Source organism: Polaribacter pectinis, from assembly GCF_014352875.1.
Classification (GTDB): Bacteria; Bacteroidota; Bacteroidia; order Flavobacteriales; family Flavobacteriaceae; genus Polaribacter; species Polaribacter pectinis.
Genome location: NZ_CP060695.1, coordinates 1,330,163 through 1,348,168, shown reverse-complemented (window position 1 = coordinate 1,348,168; position 18,006 = coordinate 1,330,163). Strand labels below are relative to the sequence as shown.

At 30.9% G+C, this 18,006-nt stretch carries 9 protein-coding genes; all 9 read left to right on the top strand.

Annotated elements, in window-relative coordinates; genetic code table 11:
• Nucleotides 1-149: 149 nt before the first annotated feature.
• Nucleotides 150-3,149, top strand: coding sequence for a SusC/RagA family TonB-linked outer membrane protein (locus H9W90_RS06285; protein ID WP_187483597.1), 3,000 nt, complete (start codon nucleotides 150-152; stop codon nucleotides 3,147-3,149).
• Nucleotides 3,150-3,160: 11 nt separating this feature from the next.
• Complete coding sequence (locus H9W90_RS06280) at nucleotides 3,161-4,651, top strand: RagB/SusD family nutrient uptake outer membrane protein (RefSeq protein ID WP_187483596.1); 1,491 nt, start codon at nucleotides 3,161-3,163, stop codon at nucleotides 4,649-4,651.
• A gap of 18 nt (nucleotides 4,652-4,669) precedes the next feature.
• On the top strand, nucleotides 4,670-6,748 hold the full coding sequence (locus tag H9W90_RS06275; RefSeq protein ID WP_187483595.1) for a hypothetical protein: 2,079 nt from the start codon (nucleotides 4,670-4,672) through the stop codon (nucleotides 6,746-6,748).
• Nucleotides 6,749-6,766: 18 nt separating this feature from the next.
• Complete coding sequence (locus H9W90_RS06270) at nucleotides 6,767-8,389, top strand: glycoside hydrolase family 16 protein (protein WP_254712532.1); 1,623 nt, start codon at nucleotides 6,767-6,769, stop codon at nucleotides 8,387-8,389.
• Between the two features lie 155 nt (nucleotides 8,390-8,544).
• Nucleotides 8,545-9,843, top strand: coding sequence for a glycoside hydrolase family 2 TIM barrel-domain containing protein (locus H9W90_RS06265; RefSeq protein ID WP_187483594.1), 1,299 nt, complete (start codon nucleotides 8,545-8,547; stop codon nucleotides 9,841-9,843).
• 81 nt (nucleotides 9,844-9,924) lie between these two features.
• On the top strand, nucleotides 9,925-13,383 hold the full coding sequence (locus H9W90_RS06260; protein WP_187483593.1) for a 1,3-beta-D-glucan phosphorylase, GH149 family: 3,459 nt from the start codon (nucleotides 9,925-9,927) through the stop codon (nucleotides 13,381-13,383).
• 2 nt (nucleotides 13,384-13,385) lie between these two features.
• Nucleotides 13,386-14,678 carry a glycosyl hydrolase family 17 protein gene (locus tag H9W90_RS06255; RefSeq protein ID WP_437440070.1) on the top strand — a complete coding sequence of 431 codons (1,293 nt, stop codon included), beginning with the start codon at nucleotides 13,386-13,388 and terminating at the stop codon, nucleotides 14,676-14,678.
• 11 nt (nucleotides 14,679-14,689) lie between these two features.
• A complete protein-coding gene (locus H9W90_RS06250; protein ID WP_187483592.1) occupies nucleotides 14,690-16,192 on the top strand; it encodes a glycoside hydrolase family 30 protein in 1,503 nt (500 codons plus the stop codon).
• A gap of 1 nt (nucleotide 16,193) precedes the next feature.
• Nucleotides 16,194-17,618 (top strand): MFS transporter, encoded by a 1,425-nt coding sequence (locus H9W90_RS06245; protein ID WP_187483591.1) that lies wholly within the window; start codon nucleotides 16,194-16,196, stop codon nucleotides 17,616-17,618.
• The last annotated feature ends 388 nt before the right edge of the window (nucleotides 17,619-18,006 follow it).

The window sequence follows — 18,006 nt, the reverse complement described above, 5'->3', positions numbered from 1 at the left end:
TTTTAACCTTTTTTTAGTATTCGTTTTTCCTTTATATATCTCAAAATACAAGGTTTTTTTACATTGTATGTTTTTTGTTGCGGTTGTTTTTAAGGATATAACAGTAAAAACATAATAAATTTGTAGAAATAATAATAAAGTCTTAATTCATGAGAAAAAAAATCACATTATTACTCTTACTGTTTATTACAGTTTGTTTAAACGCACAAACAATAAATGTAAAAGGAGTTGTTAAAGACGCCGCAACTGGAGATATGTTGCCAGGTGTTAGTGTTATCATTAAAGGTTCAACAGTTGGAGCGGAAACAGATTTCGATGGTATGTATGCTTTATCTAATGTAAAACAAGGATCTACTCTTGTGTTTAGCTATTTAGGCTATAAAACTAAAGAAGTAACTGCTAAAAGTGTTCTTAATGTAATGTTAGAAGAATCTGCAGAATCTTTAGATGAAATTGTTGTAGTAGGTTATGGGAAACAAAAACGAAAAGATGTTACAGGTTCTGTGTCATTGGTAGGTGCAGAAACATTAGAAGCTCTTCAGCCAATTAATGCAGCAGCTGCTCTACAAGGTACAAGTGCAGGTGTGGCAGTTAATCTTTCATCAGGTGCACCTGGTGCAGGAGTAAATATTTTAATTAGAGGTATTAGTTCTAATACAAACAACCAGCCTTTAACAATTGTAGATGGGTATGAAGGTGATTTGAATAGTGTAAACCCAAATGATATTGAATCTATTACTATACTTAAAGATGCACAAGCTGCCATTTATGGAATTAAAGGTGCAAATGGTGTAGTATTAGTAATCACAAAAATTGGTAAAAAGAACAAAGCACCAACTGTTAGGTATGATAGTTATGCTGCAATTCAACAAACTACTCGTAAGTTAAATTATCTAAATGCAACAGAATATGCATTGGTTTTAAATGAAGCCTATGCAGCAAGTGGTCAGTCTCTCCCTTTTAACAATGTTAGTAATTTAGGTGTAGGTACAGATTGGCAAGATGAATTGTTTAATGATGCTTTCTTAATAAACCATAATATTAGTTTGTCTGGAGGTGGAGAAAATTTTAAATATTTTGTTAGTGCTTCTCGAACAGAACAAGATGGTATTATTGCTAAAGAAAAATCTAATTTTATAAGAAATAATATAAAATTGAATTTAGGAGTAGATGTTACTGATAAATTAAACTTCTCATTAATTAGTAATTACTTTACATCTGCCTCTAAAGGATTTTCTGGTTCTGTATTATTTAATGGTTTAAATTACGCACCAACTTATACTACAGACCAAGATGATACTAATAACTTTTTAGGAATTGAAATAGTAAATCCTTTAAGTCAATTAGCAAATACTTTTGGTGAAAACAATGGAAACGGTATTGAAGGAAATTTTAAATTAGAATATAAACCAATTGAGGGTTTAAGTATAACTTCTAGATTAGGTTACAAGATCTTTAATGAAAAACAACGCTCATTTACACCAATTCAGAATTATGGAGCTAGTAAAGTTTTTAATCAAACTCAAAGTTCTGTATATCAATTTAAAGCAACTTCTACAAGAGTAGTTTTTGAGAATTTTGCAACTTATAATAAAACTTTTGCAGAAAATCATAACACAACCTTTACATTAGGTACAAGTGTGCAAAATGATTTATTTGATGGTATTTACGCATCTGGTGTTGATGTGCCAAATAATTCTTTTGAATTTGCAGATCTAAGTTTAACAGATCCGCAAAATGAACAAAGAAGTTTAAACTCTGGTAGTAGTGATGTACGTTTAATTTCTTACTTCTCTAGATTACAGTATGACTATAAAGGGAAATATTTATTTTCTGGTTTAGTTAGAAGAGATGCTGCTTCAGTATTTTCTCAAAACCAAAGAGTAGATTATTTTTGGTCTGCAACTACTGGTTGGAAGGTTTCAGAAGAAGATTTTTTAAAAGATAGCGAAACTATTAACTTCTTAAAGTTAAGAGCAAGTTATGGTACTTTAGGTAATTTTGTAGGTAACAATTTATACAGATCTTTACTAGACGGAGAAGCAACTTATGTTTTTGATGGAGATTTAGCTTCTGGTAGAGCACAAGGTAGATTGCCTAACCCACAAGCTCAATGGGAAACTGCAGAAAAATTAGATATTGGTTTAGATATTAATTTCTTTGATGATAAATTAACTGTTGTTGCAGATTACTTTAGAGAAAGTAGAAAAGATTTATTAATAGAAAACTTTCCGGTCTCTGGTATTTTAGGGTCAGGGGCTCCAGGAGGAGGTAACCCTACAGTAAATGCAGGTGTTTCTAGAAATACAGGTGGAGAATTAGCTATAAATTATAAGGCGATAAATAAAGAAGACTTTTCTGTAAATCTAGGATATAATGTAACCTATGTAAAAAATGAAGTAACAGAAGTTTTAGGAGGTGCTTTTGTAGAAGGAGGTGGTTTTGCAATTGGTAACCCAGCACCATCAAGAATGGAAGTTGGACAGCCAATTGGATATTTCTATGGTTTACAAACAGATGGTATTTTTCAAAATCAAGCAGAAGTTGATGCACATCCATCACAAGATGGTTTAGGTTCTAACCTTACTTCACCAGGAGATATTAGATATAAAGATGTAAACAATGATGGAGTTATTGATTTTAACGATAGAACTAATATAGGTAAACCACAAGCAGATTTTTACATGGGTTTAAACCTTTCAGTAAATTATAAAAACTGGGATTTTGCAACCTATTTATATGCCGAAGTTGGAAAAGAAATAGTAAGAAATTACGAGCGTTTTTTACCAAATGTTAACAAACCTAATTATTATTTAGCAAGATGGACAGGAGAAGGAACAAGTAACTCTGTACCAAGATTAACAAACGACGCTACAAATAACAAGTTGTTTTCAGATTTCTTTGTAGAAGATGGTTCTTTCTTACGTATGCAAAACATTCAAATTGGATATAGTTTTTCACCTAAAACTCTAGAGGCAATAGGCTTAACAAAGTTAAGATTATATACTACTGTTAATAATGTATTTACATTAACTGAATATTCAGGATTCGATCCAACAATTAATGGTGGAGCAATTGGTGCTGGTATAGATTATGGTTCTTACCCATCTGCAAGACAATTTATTTTAGGTTTAAATGTTACATTTTAAAAATTAGAAAGATGAAAAAATATATTCAAAAAATAAAAGTAAGCATCTTCTTTATCGCAAGTTTAGTTTTGCTAAATGCTTGTTCAGATGATTATTTAGACAATACAAAATTATATGCAATCGATTCAGAATCATTCTTTAATTCAGAAGCAGATTATTATAACGCACTTGTTGCTGCTTATGATCCTTTACAATCTACATTTATAAATGTATTAATGGGAGAAATAGCTTCTAATAATACACTTTGTGGTGGTGAAAGTGCAACAGATGTGCCCGGTTATCAACAAATTGATGATATGACACATTCTCCAGTAAATGCACAATTAAAAAATCTTTGGGATTGGATGTTTGGAGGAGTTAATAGAGCTGCTTACATTATCGAAAATAAAGATAAAACAGACTTTGAGGGAAATGAAGTTATAATTGCAGAAGCTTATTTTTTAAGAGCATATTACAATTTCGAATTGGTTAAATGGTTTGGTGATATTCCTATTAAACCAGAAGGTCGTTTTAAACTTGGTGAAGAAAAAACAATACCAAGATCTCCAAAAGCAGATGTTTATGCTTTAATTGAGAGTGATTTAAAATTTGCAGTAGCAAATTTAAATTATACAGCTCCTCAAGTAGGTAGAGCAACAAAAGGTGCTGCAGAAGCATTGTTAGGAAAGGTGTATTTATTTCAAGACAAATTTTTAGAGGCATCAACAACTTTAGAAAGTGTAATTGTAAATGGTCCTTATATGTTAGAGTCAGATTATAACAAAATCTTTGAATTTCAAGGAGAAAATGGTTCTGGTTCAGTTTTTGAAGTACAATATACAGATATAGAAGGTGCTGGTTTTGGATGTTTGCAGTGTAGTGAAGGAAATGTGGCTGTAGGTTTTCAGGGAGTAAGAGGTTATTCTGGAGATTTATACACTTCTGGTTTCAGTTTTAATGTGCCAACTCAAGAAATGGTAGATCAATTCGAAGCAGGAGATAATCGTAAAGACGTAGCTATTTTAGATATTAATGCATGGTCTACTGCAACAGGAGCAAGTTTTACAACTGGTTATGAGCACACTGGGTATTTCAACAGAAAATACATTCCTAGAAAAAGAAGTGCAGATGCAGCAGGAGATTTAAACTTAACAAACCCTAATAATTACAGAGCAATTCGTTTTGCAGATGTTTTATTAATGGCTGCAGAGGCAAACAATAGAAAACCTAGTGCAAATGATACAAAAGCTAGATTATATCTAAATAGAGTTAGAGCGAGAGCTTTTGGTAACTCTAATAACGATATTACTGCTGGTGGTTCTGCTTTAACAGAGATGATTTACAAAGAACGTAGAGTTGAATTAGTTGGTGAAGGTCATCATTTTTTCGACTTGGTTAGAACTGGTAGAGGAGCAGAAATTCCAGGATTTCAGTCAAGTAAAAATGAGGTTTTTCCAATTCCATTAGAAGAAATACAATTCTCTCAAGGAAATTGGAGTCAGAATCAAGGATATACAAACTAACATATTATACATAAAAATATGAAACAAATAAAAACAATATTCAAAGCATTAATTATACTAATATTTGTTAGTGCTTGTACAGAAAATGATAATTTAGATTTTCTAGATACAATTCCTGTACCATCGAACATATCTTCAGTGTTTGAAATTACACAAGACAATACTGGCTCGGTTACAATTACACCAAGTGCAGATGGCGCAATTTCTTTTGATGTTTATTTTGGAGATGCAACAGCAGAACCAACAAATATAGAACAAGGAAAAAACGTAAAACATACGTATGCAGAAGGTACTTATGATGTTAAATTAGTTGCTTATAACTCTAAAGGAGATACAGCAGAAGCTACTCAATCATTAATTGTGTCTTTTAAAGCACCACAAAATTTAGTGGTAACGTTAGAAAATGATGCGGCTAAATCTAAACAAGTAAATATTCTTGCAGAAGCAGATTTTGCAACTATGTATGAATTTTATTCAGGAGAAACAGGTGTTACACAACCAGTAGCATCAGGTAATATTGGTGAAACTATAAATTACCAATATCAAACTCCAGGAACTTACGACGTAAAAGTTGTTGCAAAAGGTGGAGCTATTGCTACTACAGAATATACTGAAAGTTTCGAAGTTACAGAAATTCTAGCACCAATTGAATCAGCAAAAACACCAGTAAACAGAAATGCAACAGATGTAATTTCTATTTATAGTGAAGCTTATGATAATGTTGCTGGAACTGATACTTTTCCAGATTGGGGTCAAGGTGGTCAAGGAAGTTCTTGGGCAGAATTCGATTTAAATGGAGATAAGATGTTGCAATACATTAATATTAGTTATCAAGGTATTCAGTTTGGAGCGCCACAAGATGTATCTTCTATGGAATTTATACATTTAGATGTTTGGACTGCAGATGCACCAAGATTAGAAACTTCTTTAATTAGCGCTTCTAATGGAGAAAAACCAGTTTGGTCTGACTTAACAAAAGATGCTTGGACAAGTATAGATATTCCTATTTCAGAATTTACGAGTCAAGGTTTAACAGTAGCAGACATTCATCAATTAAAATTTGTTGGAGATTCTTTTGCTGCAGGAAATGGAGCAGGAGGAACTGTATTTATAGATAACGTTTATTTCTACAAAGCGCCTTCTGGTGGGGTTTCTACTCAGGTAGTACAAGATTTCGAAGGAACTGTACCAACATTTACATCTTTTGGAGATATTGCTGCAATAGAAGTTGTTACAAATCCAGATGCAACAGGAGCAAATACAACTGCTAACGTAGCAAAAATGGTTAAAACTTCAGGTTCACAAGTTTGGGCAGGAGCATTTTTTGATGTTGCTACGCCTTTAGACGTTACCAATTATAAAACAATGTCAATTAAAACTTGGTCACCAAAATCTGGAGCAACCGTAAGATTTAAAATTGAAAACTCTGCAGATAATACACAGTTTGTAGAAGTAGATGCTACAACGTCTACAACAAATGCTTGGGAAGAATTAACTTTCGACATATCTAATGCGTCACCATCTATTACATATGATAGAGTTGTAATTTTCTTCGACTTTGGAAATGCAGGAGATGATTCAGTTTATTATTATGATGAAATTAATTTAGTAAATAACTCTGGAGGATCTAATCCGCCATTAATTTTTCAAGATTTTGAAGGAACAGCACCAGCGTTTACATCTTTTGGAGATATAGCTGCTATAGAAGTTATTTCAAATCCAGATGCAACTGGAGTTAATACAACAGCAAATGTTGCAAAAATGGTAAAAACATCAGGATCACAAGTTTGGGCAGGAGCATTTTTTGATGTTGCTACGCCTTTAGATGTTAATACTTACAAAAAAGTGAGTATTAAAACTTGGTCACCAAAATCTGGCGCAACTGTAAGATTTAAAATTGAAAATTCTGCAGATAATACACAATTTGTAGAGGTAGATGCAACTACTTCATCTGTTAACGCTTGGGAAGAGTTAACTTTTGATATTTCTAGTGCATCTTCATCAATTACTTACGATAGAATTGTAATCTTCTTCGATTTCGGAAATGCAGGAGATGATTCAGTTTATTATTATGATGAATTAGCATTAACTAATTAATATCTAAAGATTAAAAAAATGAAAAAACTTAAAAATATTTATATAATATTATTCTCTATGGCATTTACCTTTTTAGGATGTCAAGAAAACACATATGAGTTTGGAAGCATAGTAGCACCGTCTAATATTACTGTTACCGCAGAAATAGTTGGTGCAGATGCAACAAATCCAAATGGAGATGGAAGCGGAACAGTTAATTTTGTAGCAACTGCAGATAATGCAACTTCTTATACATTTTATTATGATGGAATTGGTAAAACTTCTCCAGCAGGAAATGCTACATTTAATTTTAGCATTATAGGTTTAAATACTTATACAGTGAACGTAGTTGCTTCGGGAACAGGAGGTGTAACTTCAAGTAAAGTTATTCAAGTAGATGTTTTATCTACGTATTCTGCACCAGCAGATTTAATTACAATGCTTACTAATGATAGTACGCAAGAATGGAGAGTAAAATCTGAAGACCCAGGCCATTTTGGTGTTGGTCCAGCAGATGAAGTATCTCCAATTTGGTATGCAGCTGCTCCAGGTGAAAAATCTATTACAGGAATGTATGATGACGCCTATGTTTTTAATGTAGATGGTACTATAAAATACATTACTAACAGTACTAATGACGATCCTGCAACAGATGTTTCAGGAACTATATTTGGTCAAGCACCACCAATGGATCAAGAGTTGGGTGTTAATGGTTCTGTAGCGAATCCAGGAAATGAATATGAAAATTATCCATTAGATGATTTTGATGGAATTTGGACATTAACTGCACCAAATGATCAAGAAACAATTACACTTTCAGGGAATGGATTTTTCGGTTTTTATGTAGGTGGAGATCATACTTATAAAATTATTACAAGATCAGCAACAGAAATGATGTTGAAAACTATTGGAGCAGATGGTTTAGCGTGGTTTGTAGTTTTAACAAATCAAGAACCAGCAAATAATAATTTAGTTACTCAATATACCAATTTAGTTTGGGAAGATGATTTTAATACAGATGGAGCACCAAATGCTGCAAACTGGACCTATGATTTAGGTGCTGGAGGTTGGGGTAATGGAGAACTTCAAACGTATACAAATAATGCTGAAAACGTAATAGTAGAAGGTGGTTTATTAAAAATTATTGCTAAAGCAAATGGAGGTGGTTATACTTCTGCAAGATTAAAATCAGAAGGATTACAAGAATTTACATATGGTAGATACGAGATAAGAGCAAAGTTACCAGCTTCTGAAGGAACTTGGCCAGCAATTTGGATGTTAGGATCTAACTTTAGTCAAGTTAGTTGGCCAGCAGCTGGAGAAATTGATATTATGGAGCAAACAGGTTCAGATAAAAATCAAGTTTTAAGTACACTTCATTATCCAGGTAATTTTGGTGGAGGTGGTCCTTCAGAAAAAACAACAGTAACAACTTCTACAACAGAATTTCATAATTATACTGTAGAATGGTCTGCAACAAAAATTCAGTTTGCAGTAGATGATGTTGTGTTCCATACTTTTACTAATGATTCTACATTACCATTTAATGCAGATTTCTTTTTTATCTTAAATGTAGCAATGGGTGGTACTCTTGGAGGAACTGTAGATCCTGCATTTACAGAAGATATGATGGAAATTGACTACGTAAAAGTATTTCAATAAATAATAAATTTGAATTAGTTTTTAAATAAGGTCAGTTGAAAAATGACTGACCTTATTTTTTCTAATACTTAAAATTCAACTTGTTTTTTGTTTAGTTGAATTATATTATCCAATATAAGAAATTCACAATTTTTATTTTTTAATCACCTAAAATTATGAAGAACCATTTTTTAAGCCTAGTACTTTTTTTATTCACTTTTAGTTTTTTCGCACAAGCGCAAAAAGTAAAAGTCATTAATAATGAGCAAGGAACAAAATTAGTGGTTAATGGAGAAGATTTTATGATTAATGGAATGAATTGGGATTATATTCCTATTGGAACTAATTATTCTTTTAGTTTATGGCAACAGCCAGACAACTTTATTAAACAAGCTCTAGAAGCAGAAATGAGTTTGCTTAAAAATATGGGAGTAAATGCTATTCGTGTGTATACAGGTATACAGCCTAAATGGATAGAATACATTTATGAAAATTATGGTATTTATACCATGTTAAATCATTCTTTTGGAAGATACGGACTTTCTATAAATGGAAATTGGATACCAAAAACCGATTATTCTAATCCACAAGCTCAAGAAGTTTTAATAAAGGAGGTTAAAGAATTAGTAAGCACTTTTAAAAACACACCAGGTTTGTTACTTTATTTATTAGGTAATGAAAACAATTACGGTTTGGTTTGGGAAGGCGCAGAAACTGAAGATATTCCAATAAACGAAAAAGACCATTTAGAAGCAGCTAAACATTTGTATAAAATGTTTAATAAAGCAGCTTTAGAGATGAAAGAAATAGATAAATCTCATCCAATTGCAATGTGTAATGGAGATTTAGGTTTTTTAGATATTGTAGCTAAAGAATGTAAAGATGTAGATATTTATGGAACAAATATGTACAGAGGAAAATCTTTTGGAAACGCATTTAAAAGAGTGAAAAAAGAGTTGAACAAACCAATTATGTTTACAGAATTTGGTTCAGATGCTTTTAATGCTTTAACAAATTCTGAAGATCAAAAAATGCAATCTTTTTTTAATGTTAAAAACTGGAAAGAGATTTACCAAAATGCAGCAGGTTTAGGAGAAGCAGAAAATTCAATAGGTGGTTTTACATTTCAATTTAGTGATGGTTGGTGGAAAATAGGACAAACAATAAATTTAGACACGCATGAAAATGATGCAACTTGGTCTAATGGAGGTTACTATTTAGATACCAAAAAGAAGAGTAATAATATGAATGAAGAATGGTTTGGAATCTGTGCAAAAGGCCCAACAAATGCAGATGGTTTATACGCATTATATCCAAGAGCAGCATACTATTCTTTAAAAGAAGCACATGCAATTAATCCTTATGCTAAAGGAGTTACTTGTAAAACCATAAAAAAACATTTCTCAAAAATAGATTTAAACAAAGGAGTTTTAAAAGCGAAAGAAAATAAAGCGCAATTAAATAATAACAAATAAAAGTATAGACATAAAAATCTAAATATTTTCAACAAAAAAAGAACTCATATTTTTTAGATATGTTTTCATGATTAAATTATTATGACAAAAAACACAATTTTTATAGGTAATAACAAAGCCATAAATTCTTCTTTAGAAGTTACTGGAGAATTAATAAATTTTGATAACGAAGTATATTATAAAATATCCAATAGCAACAAAATGAGACCATTTTTTATGAGTCTTGTAAGTAACTCTAATCATTGGATGTTTATTTCTAGTAATGGAGGTTTAACTGCTGGTAGAAAAAATTCTGAAAGCTCATTATTTCCTTATTATACAGATGATAAAATTACTGAATCTGCAGATGTTACAGGAAGTAAAACTATTGTGCAAGTTCATAAAGATGATAAAACTTTTCTTTGGGAACCTTTTTCTGATAGAAACGAAGGAGCCTACAAAATCAAAAGAAATTTATATAAAAATAGCTACGGAAACAAAGTTGTTTTCGAAGAAATTAATGAAGATTTAGGAGTAACCTACAGATATCATTGGAATACTTCTAACGATTATGGTTTTGTTAGAAAGTCTGATTTAATTAACAATACAAATTCAAAAATTGAAGTTACAATTTTAGATGGAGTGCAGAATATTCTGCCTTATGGAGTTACATCTGCCTTACAAGAAGTAAGAAGTAATTTAGTAGATGCGTACAAAAAAAGCGAATTAGAAAAAGAAAACGGAATTGGTATTTACGCGTTAAGTGCTATTATTGTTGATAAAGCTGAACCAAGTGAAGCTCTAAAATCTAATTTAGTTTGGTCTTTGGGAGTAGAAAACCCTAAATATTTAGTTTCTTCTTTACAGTTAAATGCGTTTAGAAATGGTGAAGAAATTTATGAAGAAGTAGATATGAAGGCTGAAAAAGGCGCTTATTTTACAATTCAGAATTTATCTTTAAATGCCGATGAAGAAAAATCTTGGATGTTGATTGCGAATGTAAACCAAACTTTAAAAGGGTTTCATAGCATTGCAAATCAAATTAAAAGTGAATCTAATTTAGCTTCTTTAGTTCAAAAAAGTATTGACGAAGGAACTGCAAATTTAATAGAATTGGCAGGTGCTTCAGATGGTTTACAATTAGGCGATGTTCAATTAAGAAATACAAGGCATTTTGCAAACACACTTTTCAATATTATGAGAGGTGGAATTTTCGATAATAATTATACAATCGAAAAAGATGATTTTATAAAATATCTATCAAAAGCTAATTTTGAAGTTTATAAAAATCAACAAGAAACCATAAATAATTTACCAGAAGAATTTACTTCAGAATATATAAAAAATATAGGAAATACAAGTGAAAACAGTCATTTTAAAAGATTGTGTTTTGAGTATTTACCATTGAAGTTTAGTAGAAGACATGGAGACCCAAGTAGACCTTGGAACAAGTTTTCTATAAACACACAAAGTGAAATTGATGGTTCTAAAATTTTAGATTACGAAGGAAACTGGAGAGATATTTTCCAAAATTGGGAAGCTTTAGCGCACTCATATCCAGAGTTTATAGAAGGAATGATTCACAAGTTCTTAAACGCTACAACTTTCGATGGTTACAACCCTTACAGAGTAACAAAAGGCGGTTTCGATTGGGAAACTATTGAGCCAGATGATCCTTGGTCTTACATTGGTTATTGGGGAGATCATCAAATTATTTATTTGTTGAAGTTTTTAGAATTCATAGAAAACTATTATCCAGGTAAATTATCTAACAGTTTTACTGAAGATGTATTTGTCTATGCAAACGTGCCTTATAAAATTAAAAGTTACGAGGAAACATTACAGAATCCAAAAGATACCATTGATTTTGATGCAAAATTAGATCATAAAATAAACGAATTAAGAGAAAAAATTGGAGTTGATGGCGCTTTATTAAGAGATTCAAAAGATGCTATTTACAATGTAAATATGATGGAGAAATTGCTAGCAACTGTGTTGGCTAAAATCTCTAATTTTATTCCAGAAGGTGGTATTTGGTTAAATACACAAAGACCAGAATGGAATGATGCAAACAACGCATTGGTTGGTAATGGTGTTTCTATGGTTACACTTTATTACTTGCAACGTTTCTTAAATTTCTTTGAAGGTGTCGTTTCTAAATCAGATACTGAAACAGTTGAAATTTCTGATGAATTAGTAACTTTTTTCAACGGAATTGTTACTGCTTTAAAAGAAAATGAAACTATTCTTTCTGGTAAAATTTCTAACAAAGACAGAAGAAAAGTTTTAGATGGAGTTGGACAAGCTGGAAGTAATTTTAGAAGTTCAGTTTATAAAAACGGATTTAAAAATAAAAAAGCGACAATTTCTAAAAAGGAATTATTAGCCTTTTTCGATATCACAAAAAAATATACAGAACACACTATTAAAGCAAATAAACGAGCAGATAATTTATATCATTCTTACAATTTAATGACTGTAGAAAATGATAGTGAAGTGTCAATTTCTTACTTATCAGAAATGTTAGAAGGGCAAGTTGCTGTGTTAAGTTCTGGTTATTTATCAGCTAAAGAAGCTTTGGCAGTTTTAGACGGTTTAAAAGCAAGTGCTTTATTTAGAGAAGACCAATACAGCTATATTTTATATCCAAATAAAGATTTGGGAAGATTTGTTCAGAAGAATAACATTCCTGCTGAAGCTGTAAATAAATCAAAATTATTACAACAACTTTTATCAGACGGAAACAATCAAATTTTAGAAAAAGATGTTGTTGGGAATTATCATTTTAATGGAAACTTTAACAACGCAAATGTTTTAAAAGAAGAATTAAGTAATCTTCCTGATTCTTACAAATCTTTAATTGCAGAAGAAGAAAATGAGTTGTTAGCAGTTTATGAAGAAATGTTCGATCATAAATCATTTACAGGTAGATCTGGAACATTTTTCGGATACGAAGGTTTAGGTTCTATCTATTGGCACATGGTTTCTAAATTGTTATATGCAGCACAAGAAAACTGTTTATTAGCAATAAATTCTAATGAAAGTGAAGAGGTAATAGGTCGATTGTTAGAACATTATTACGAAATAAACGAAGGAATTGGAGCACACAAATCGCCAGAATTGTATGGTGCTTTTCCAACAGACCCATATTCTCATACACCAGCAGGAAAAGGAGCACAACAACCAGGAATGACTGGTCAAGTGAAAGAAGATGTTTTGTGTAGGTTTGGTGAAATTGGTGTTTTTGTTAAAGAAGGAAAACTACAATTCAATCCAAGATTATTAAGAAAAGAAGAGTTTTTAAAAACTTCAAAAGACTTTAATTATGTTGATGTAAAAGGAAAAAGTAAATCACTAACACTAGATCCAGAAACACTTTCTTTTACCTATTGTCAAGTTCCTGTTGTTTATAAATTATCAGATAAAAATACTATCAAAGTGTTTTTTGATGACAATTCCACTCAAGAAGTTCAAGGCTTAAAATTAGATTTAGAAATCAGTAAAATGATTTTCGAAAGAACAGGAAAAATAGAGAAACTGATTGTTTCAATTATAAAATAACAATGAGAAAAAGTAACATTATAAAAGTAAATTTTAAACTATCAATATTCATTTTAATATTGATGGTTGCTTTTGGATGCTCTAATAATAAAGAGGTAGAAAAACCTCAAAAAGAAGAAATGACAGCAGCTAAAATTTTAGGGAACCCTAATTATTTAGCTATTTCTTATGGAGGTTATAGAGAAAAATCAAGAGAGATTCAACCAACAATTGCAGAATTAAAAGAAGATATGAAAATTCTTTCTGCGATGGGAATTAAGATTTTAAGAACCTATAATGTACAACCAAAATTGCCTCATGCAGCAAATGTTTTAAAAGCAATTTCTGAACTTAAAAAAGAAGATGCAAGTTTTGAAATGTATGTAATGTTAGGTGCTTGGATAGATTGTTTAAATGCTTGGACAGACAAAACACCAAATCATGATATTGAAAGTCCAGCAAATGCTGGGGAAATTGCAAGAGCTGTTGCTTTGGCAAAACAATATCCAGATATTGTAAAAGTAATTGCAGTTGGTAATGAAGCCATGGTAAAATGGGCAGCAAGTTATTTTGTGCAACCAAACATTATTTTAAAATGGGTAAATCATTTGCAAGATTTAAAGATAAAAGGAGAATTATCTAAAGATTTATGGATTACCAGTTCAGATGATTTTTCTTCTTGGGGTGGAGGAGATTCTGTATATCACACAGAAGATTTAGAAAAATTGATAAAATCAGTAGATTACATTTCTACACACACCTATCCTTACCATAATTCACATCACAACCCAGAATTTTGGAAAACACCAAATTATTTAAGCAATCTTACTGACAAAGAAAAGGTAGATGAAGCCATGTCTAGAGCTTTAAGTTTTACTAAAAATCAGTATAGAGGTGTAGTAAATTATATGAAAAGTTTGGGAGTTCATAAACCAGTTCATATTGGAGAAACAGGTTGGTCAACAATTTCTAACGGACATTATGGAGCAAATGGTTCTAGAGTTAGCGATGAATATAAACAAGGATTATATCATCAAAAAATAAGGGAATGGACAAAAAAAGAAGGAATTTCTTGTTTCTATTTTGAAGCTTTTGATGAACAATGGAAAGATGCTGAAAATCCTAAAGGATCAGAAAATCATTTTGGATTGATAAACCTAAAAGGCGAGGCAAAATTTCCACTTTGGGAAGCTGTTGATAAAGGTGTATTTAATGGTTTAACCAGAAATGGAAAACCAATAACAAAAACCTTTAATGGTAATAAAGAAAATTTAATGAAAACAGTTTTGGTGCCTAATACAGAGTATCCAAAGTAAAACACATTTTTATGAAAACACTAAAATATATATTTAATATATCACTTTTTATGATGATGATTAGTTGTAATCAAAAAGATAATAAATTGATTGTAGATGTTTATGAAACTTCCGAAAGTGGAAATAAATTAACAAAACTTTCCAATTTTATTTCTGATAAAAATGCATCAACTATAAAATTAGATACTTCTAAAGTTTTTCAAACTATTACTGGTTTTGGAGGCGCTTTTACAGAGTCTTCTGCTTATTTGCTTAATCGATTGAGTAAAAAAAATAGAGATACAATTTTAGAAGCATATTTTTCTAAAGAAGGAGCAAACTATTCATTAACAAGAACACACATGAATTCATGTGATTTTTCTTTGTCTCAATATTCATATTCACCAGTTGAAGATGATATGGAGTTAGAACATTTCACTATTAAAGAGGATAAAGATGATTTAATCCCGATGATAAAAGATGCAATGAAAGTATCTGAAGATGGTTTTAAAATATTTGCTTCGCCTTGGACAGCTGCTCCTTGGATGAAAGATAACAAAGAATGGGTTGGAGGAAAATTACTACCTAAATATTATGATACTTGGGCACTTTTCTTTTCAAAATATTTAGATGCCTATAAAGAAGAAGGAATTGATATCTGGGGATTTACTGTAGAAAACGAACCTTTAGGAAATGGAAATAATTGGGAATCTATGCATTATTCTCCAGATGAAATGACAAATTTCGTACAACATCATTTAGGTCCAAAATTAGATGAAGATTATCCAAATGTAAAAATTTTAGGATATGATCAAAATAGAGAACACCTAAAAGAATGGGTAGATTCTCAATTTAAAAATGAGGAAACCTCTAAATACTTTGATGGAACAGCCATTCACTGGTACGCAAGTACTTATGATTATTTTCCTGAAGAATTACAATACGCACATAATAAAGCCCCTAATAAATATTTAATAGAAACAGAAGGTTGTATAGATTCTCAGGTGCCAGAATGGAATAATGATACTTGGTATTGGAAAAAAGAAGCAACAGATTGGGGTTGGGATTGGGCACCAGAGAAAGACAAATATTTACATCCAAAATATGCACCAGTCAATAGATATGCAAGAGATATTATTGGTTGTTTAAACAATTGGGTAGATGGTTGGGTAGACTGGAACATGGTTTTAGATAGACAAGGTGGCCCAAACTGGTTTAAAAATTGGTGTATTGCACCTGTAATTGTAGATCCAGAAAAAGATGAGGTTTATTTTACGCCACTTTATTATACAATGGCTCATTTCAGTAAATATATTAGACCACAAGCAAAAGTAATTGGTCTAGAAAATTCTGATAATGACTTACAAGTAACCGCAGCAGAAAACCCAGATGGCTCAATTGCAGTTGTTGTTTTTAATGAAGGAAAAACTAAAAAAAGTTTCAAATTATTTTTAGGAGAAAAAGAAACTTTAGTAAACATAGATGCGCAAGCATTACAAACGATTATGATACCAACTAAAAAAAATATTCAATAATATGTCTAACATAAAATCTTCCTCAAAAGTTCCAATGGGGCAAAAAATTGCATTCGGAATAGGAATGTTTGCCAATCAAATGTTTCCAGCTATACTTGGAATATTTATGGTGGTTTTAGTAGAAGACTTGAAGTTTACAGGTTTAATGTGGGCAATGATTTATCTTTTTCCAAGATTGTTCGATGCAATTTCAGATCCAATTATGGGTTTTATTTCAGATAATACGAGGTCTAAATGGGGAAGGAGAAGAGTCTATGTTTTAGTTGGCGGTATAATTATGGGGATTGCTTACATTTTTATGTGGCAATTATTTAAAGAGAATACGCTTCAATATAATTTTTGGTATTTCTTTTTATGGTCAATTGTATTTTATTTAGGACTTACTTTTTTTAGTGTACCATATGTAGCAATGGGTTATGAAATGAGCGACGATTTTCATGAACGAACCAATATTATGGCAATTGCACAATGGATTGGACAATGGGCCTGGGTTATAGCGCCTTGGTTTTGGGTGATAATGTACGATCCAGAATGGTTTCCTTCAGCAGATGTTGCAGTAAGAGAATTGGCAGTTTGGGTAGCAATACCTTGTGCAATTTGTGCAATAATACCAGCAATTTTTATAAAAGGAGATTCTACATTAGATAAAGATGAATATGAACCTTTAAATATTTCTAATATCGGTGGTAGTTTTAAAAAAATATTAACCAGTTTCGTGGAAGCTTTTAAAATTAAAGAATTTAGAAAATTATGTATCTCTACATTCTTTATATTTAATGCGTTTAATACTGTAGCATCACTTACATTTTTTGTAATTGTTTATAAATTATTTAATGGAGATGCTAGTGCAACAGGAATTTGGGTATCGTTATTTGGTTGTATAGGAGCATTGGGTACTACATTTTTAGTGATACCAATTGTAACTTGGTTATCTAAAGAATTTGGTAAGAAAAAAGCATTCTTAATTGCACAAACAATTTCAATTATTGGTTATATATTTTTATACTTTTTATTTATTCCTGGAAAACCTTGGTTATATATTATAGCATTACCATTCTTCTCATTTGGTATTGGAAGTTTATTTACTATCATGATGTCTATGACTGCTGATGTAATAGATGTAGATGAATTAAATACAGGTAAACGTCGTGAAGGTACTTTTGGTGCAATATATTGGTGGATGGTTAAAGTTGGTTATGCAATTGCAGGAGCATTAAGTGGGTTAATTATTTGGGCTGTAGGATTCAACCCAGATATACCAGTAATCGAACAACAACTTTCTGTAGATAATTTGCATGCATTTTTCTGTTTCTTTCCTCTTGTTGGAACTGTGGTTGCAATGTGGGTAATGAAAGATTATAGTATTGATGAAAAACGAGCAGCAGAAATAAGAGAAGCATTAGAAAAACGTAAATTAGAACTGTAACCCGGTTCGAAGAAATCAATCAATAACAATCAAATAAAAAATAAACTATAATATAATGTTATAAAGAAGTATGAGTTTTAATAATTATTTATTAAAAACCAAATCTTCTTTGTTTAATAATGTTTAAAAAAGTACTTATTAAAACTCATTAAAAAATTATTTTAATGAGTTTTTTTATTTTTTTAAACCATACTGTAATTTTAAAAAACACTACAGTTTATAAATAACCAATACATTACCCATACATAATTTAAATATTATTGATTATCAATGTGTTGTGTGTGGTTTTTTTCTGTTTAAGAAAGCTTTAGTTTATTAGCTTAAATACAGTTAATTTTAATATTTCATTACTTTTTAGCTTTTGTATGTTTTTTGTTGAGGTCTTAAA

What these genes read in the sequence shown, in the direction of transcription:
- H9W90_RS06285 (WP_187483597.1), top strand. Translation starts at nt 150, where the DNA reads ATGAGAAAAAAAATCACATTATTACTCTTACTGTTTATTACAGTTTGT.
- H9W90_RS06280 (WP_187483596.1), top strand. Translation starts at nt 3,161, where the DNA reads ATGAAAAAATATATTCAAAAAATAAAAGTAAGCATCTTCTTTATCGCA.
- H9W90_RS06275 (WP_187483595.1), top strand. Translation starts at nt 4,670, where the DNA reads ATGAAACAAATAAAAACAATATTCAAAGCATTAATTATACTAATATTT.
- H9W90_RS06270 (WP_254712532.1), top strand. Translation starts at nt 6,767, where the DNA reads ATGAAAAAACTTAAAAATATTTATATAATATTATTCTCTATGGCATTT.
- H9W90_RS06265 (WP_187483594.1), top strand. Translation starts at nt 8,545, where the DNA reads ATGAAGAACCATTTTTTAAGCCTAGTACTTTTTTTATTCACTTTTAGT.
- H9W90_RS06260 (WP_187483593.1), top strand. Translation starts at nt 9,925, where the DNA reads ATGACAAAAAACACAATTTTTATAGGTAATAACAAAGCCATAAATTCT.
- H9W90_RS06255 (WP_437440070.1), top strand. Translation starts at nt 13,386, where the DNA reads ATGAGAAAAAGTAACATTATAAAAGTAAATTTTAAACTATCAATATTC.
- H9W90_RS06250 (WP_187483592.1), top strand. Translation starts at nt 14,690, where the DNA reads ATGAAAACACTAAAATATATATTTAATATATCACTTTTTATGATGATG.
- H9W90_RS06245 (WP_187483591.1), top strand. Translation starts at nt 16,194, where the DNA reads ATGTCTAACATAAAATCTTCCTCAAAAGTTCCAATGGGGCAAAAAATT.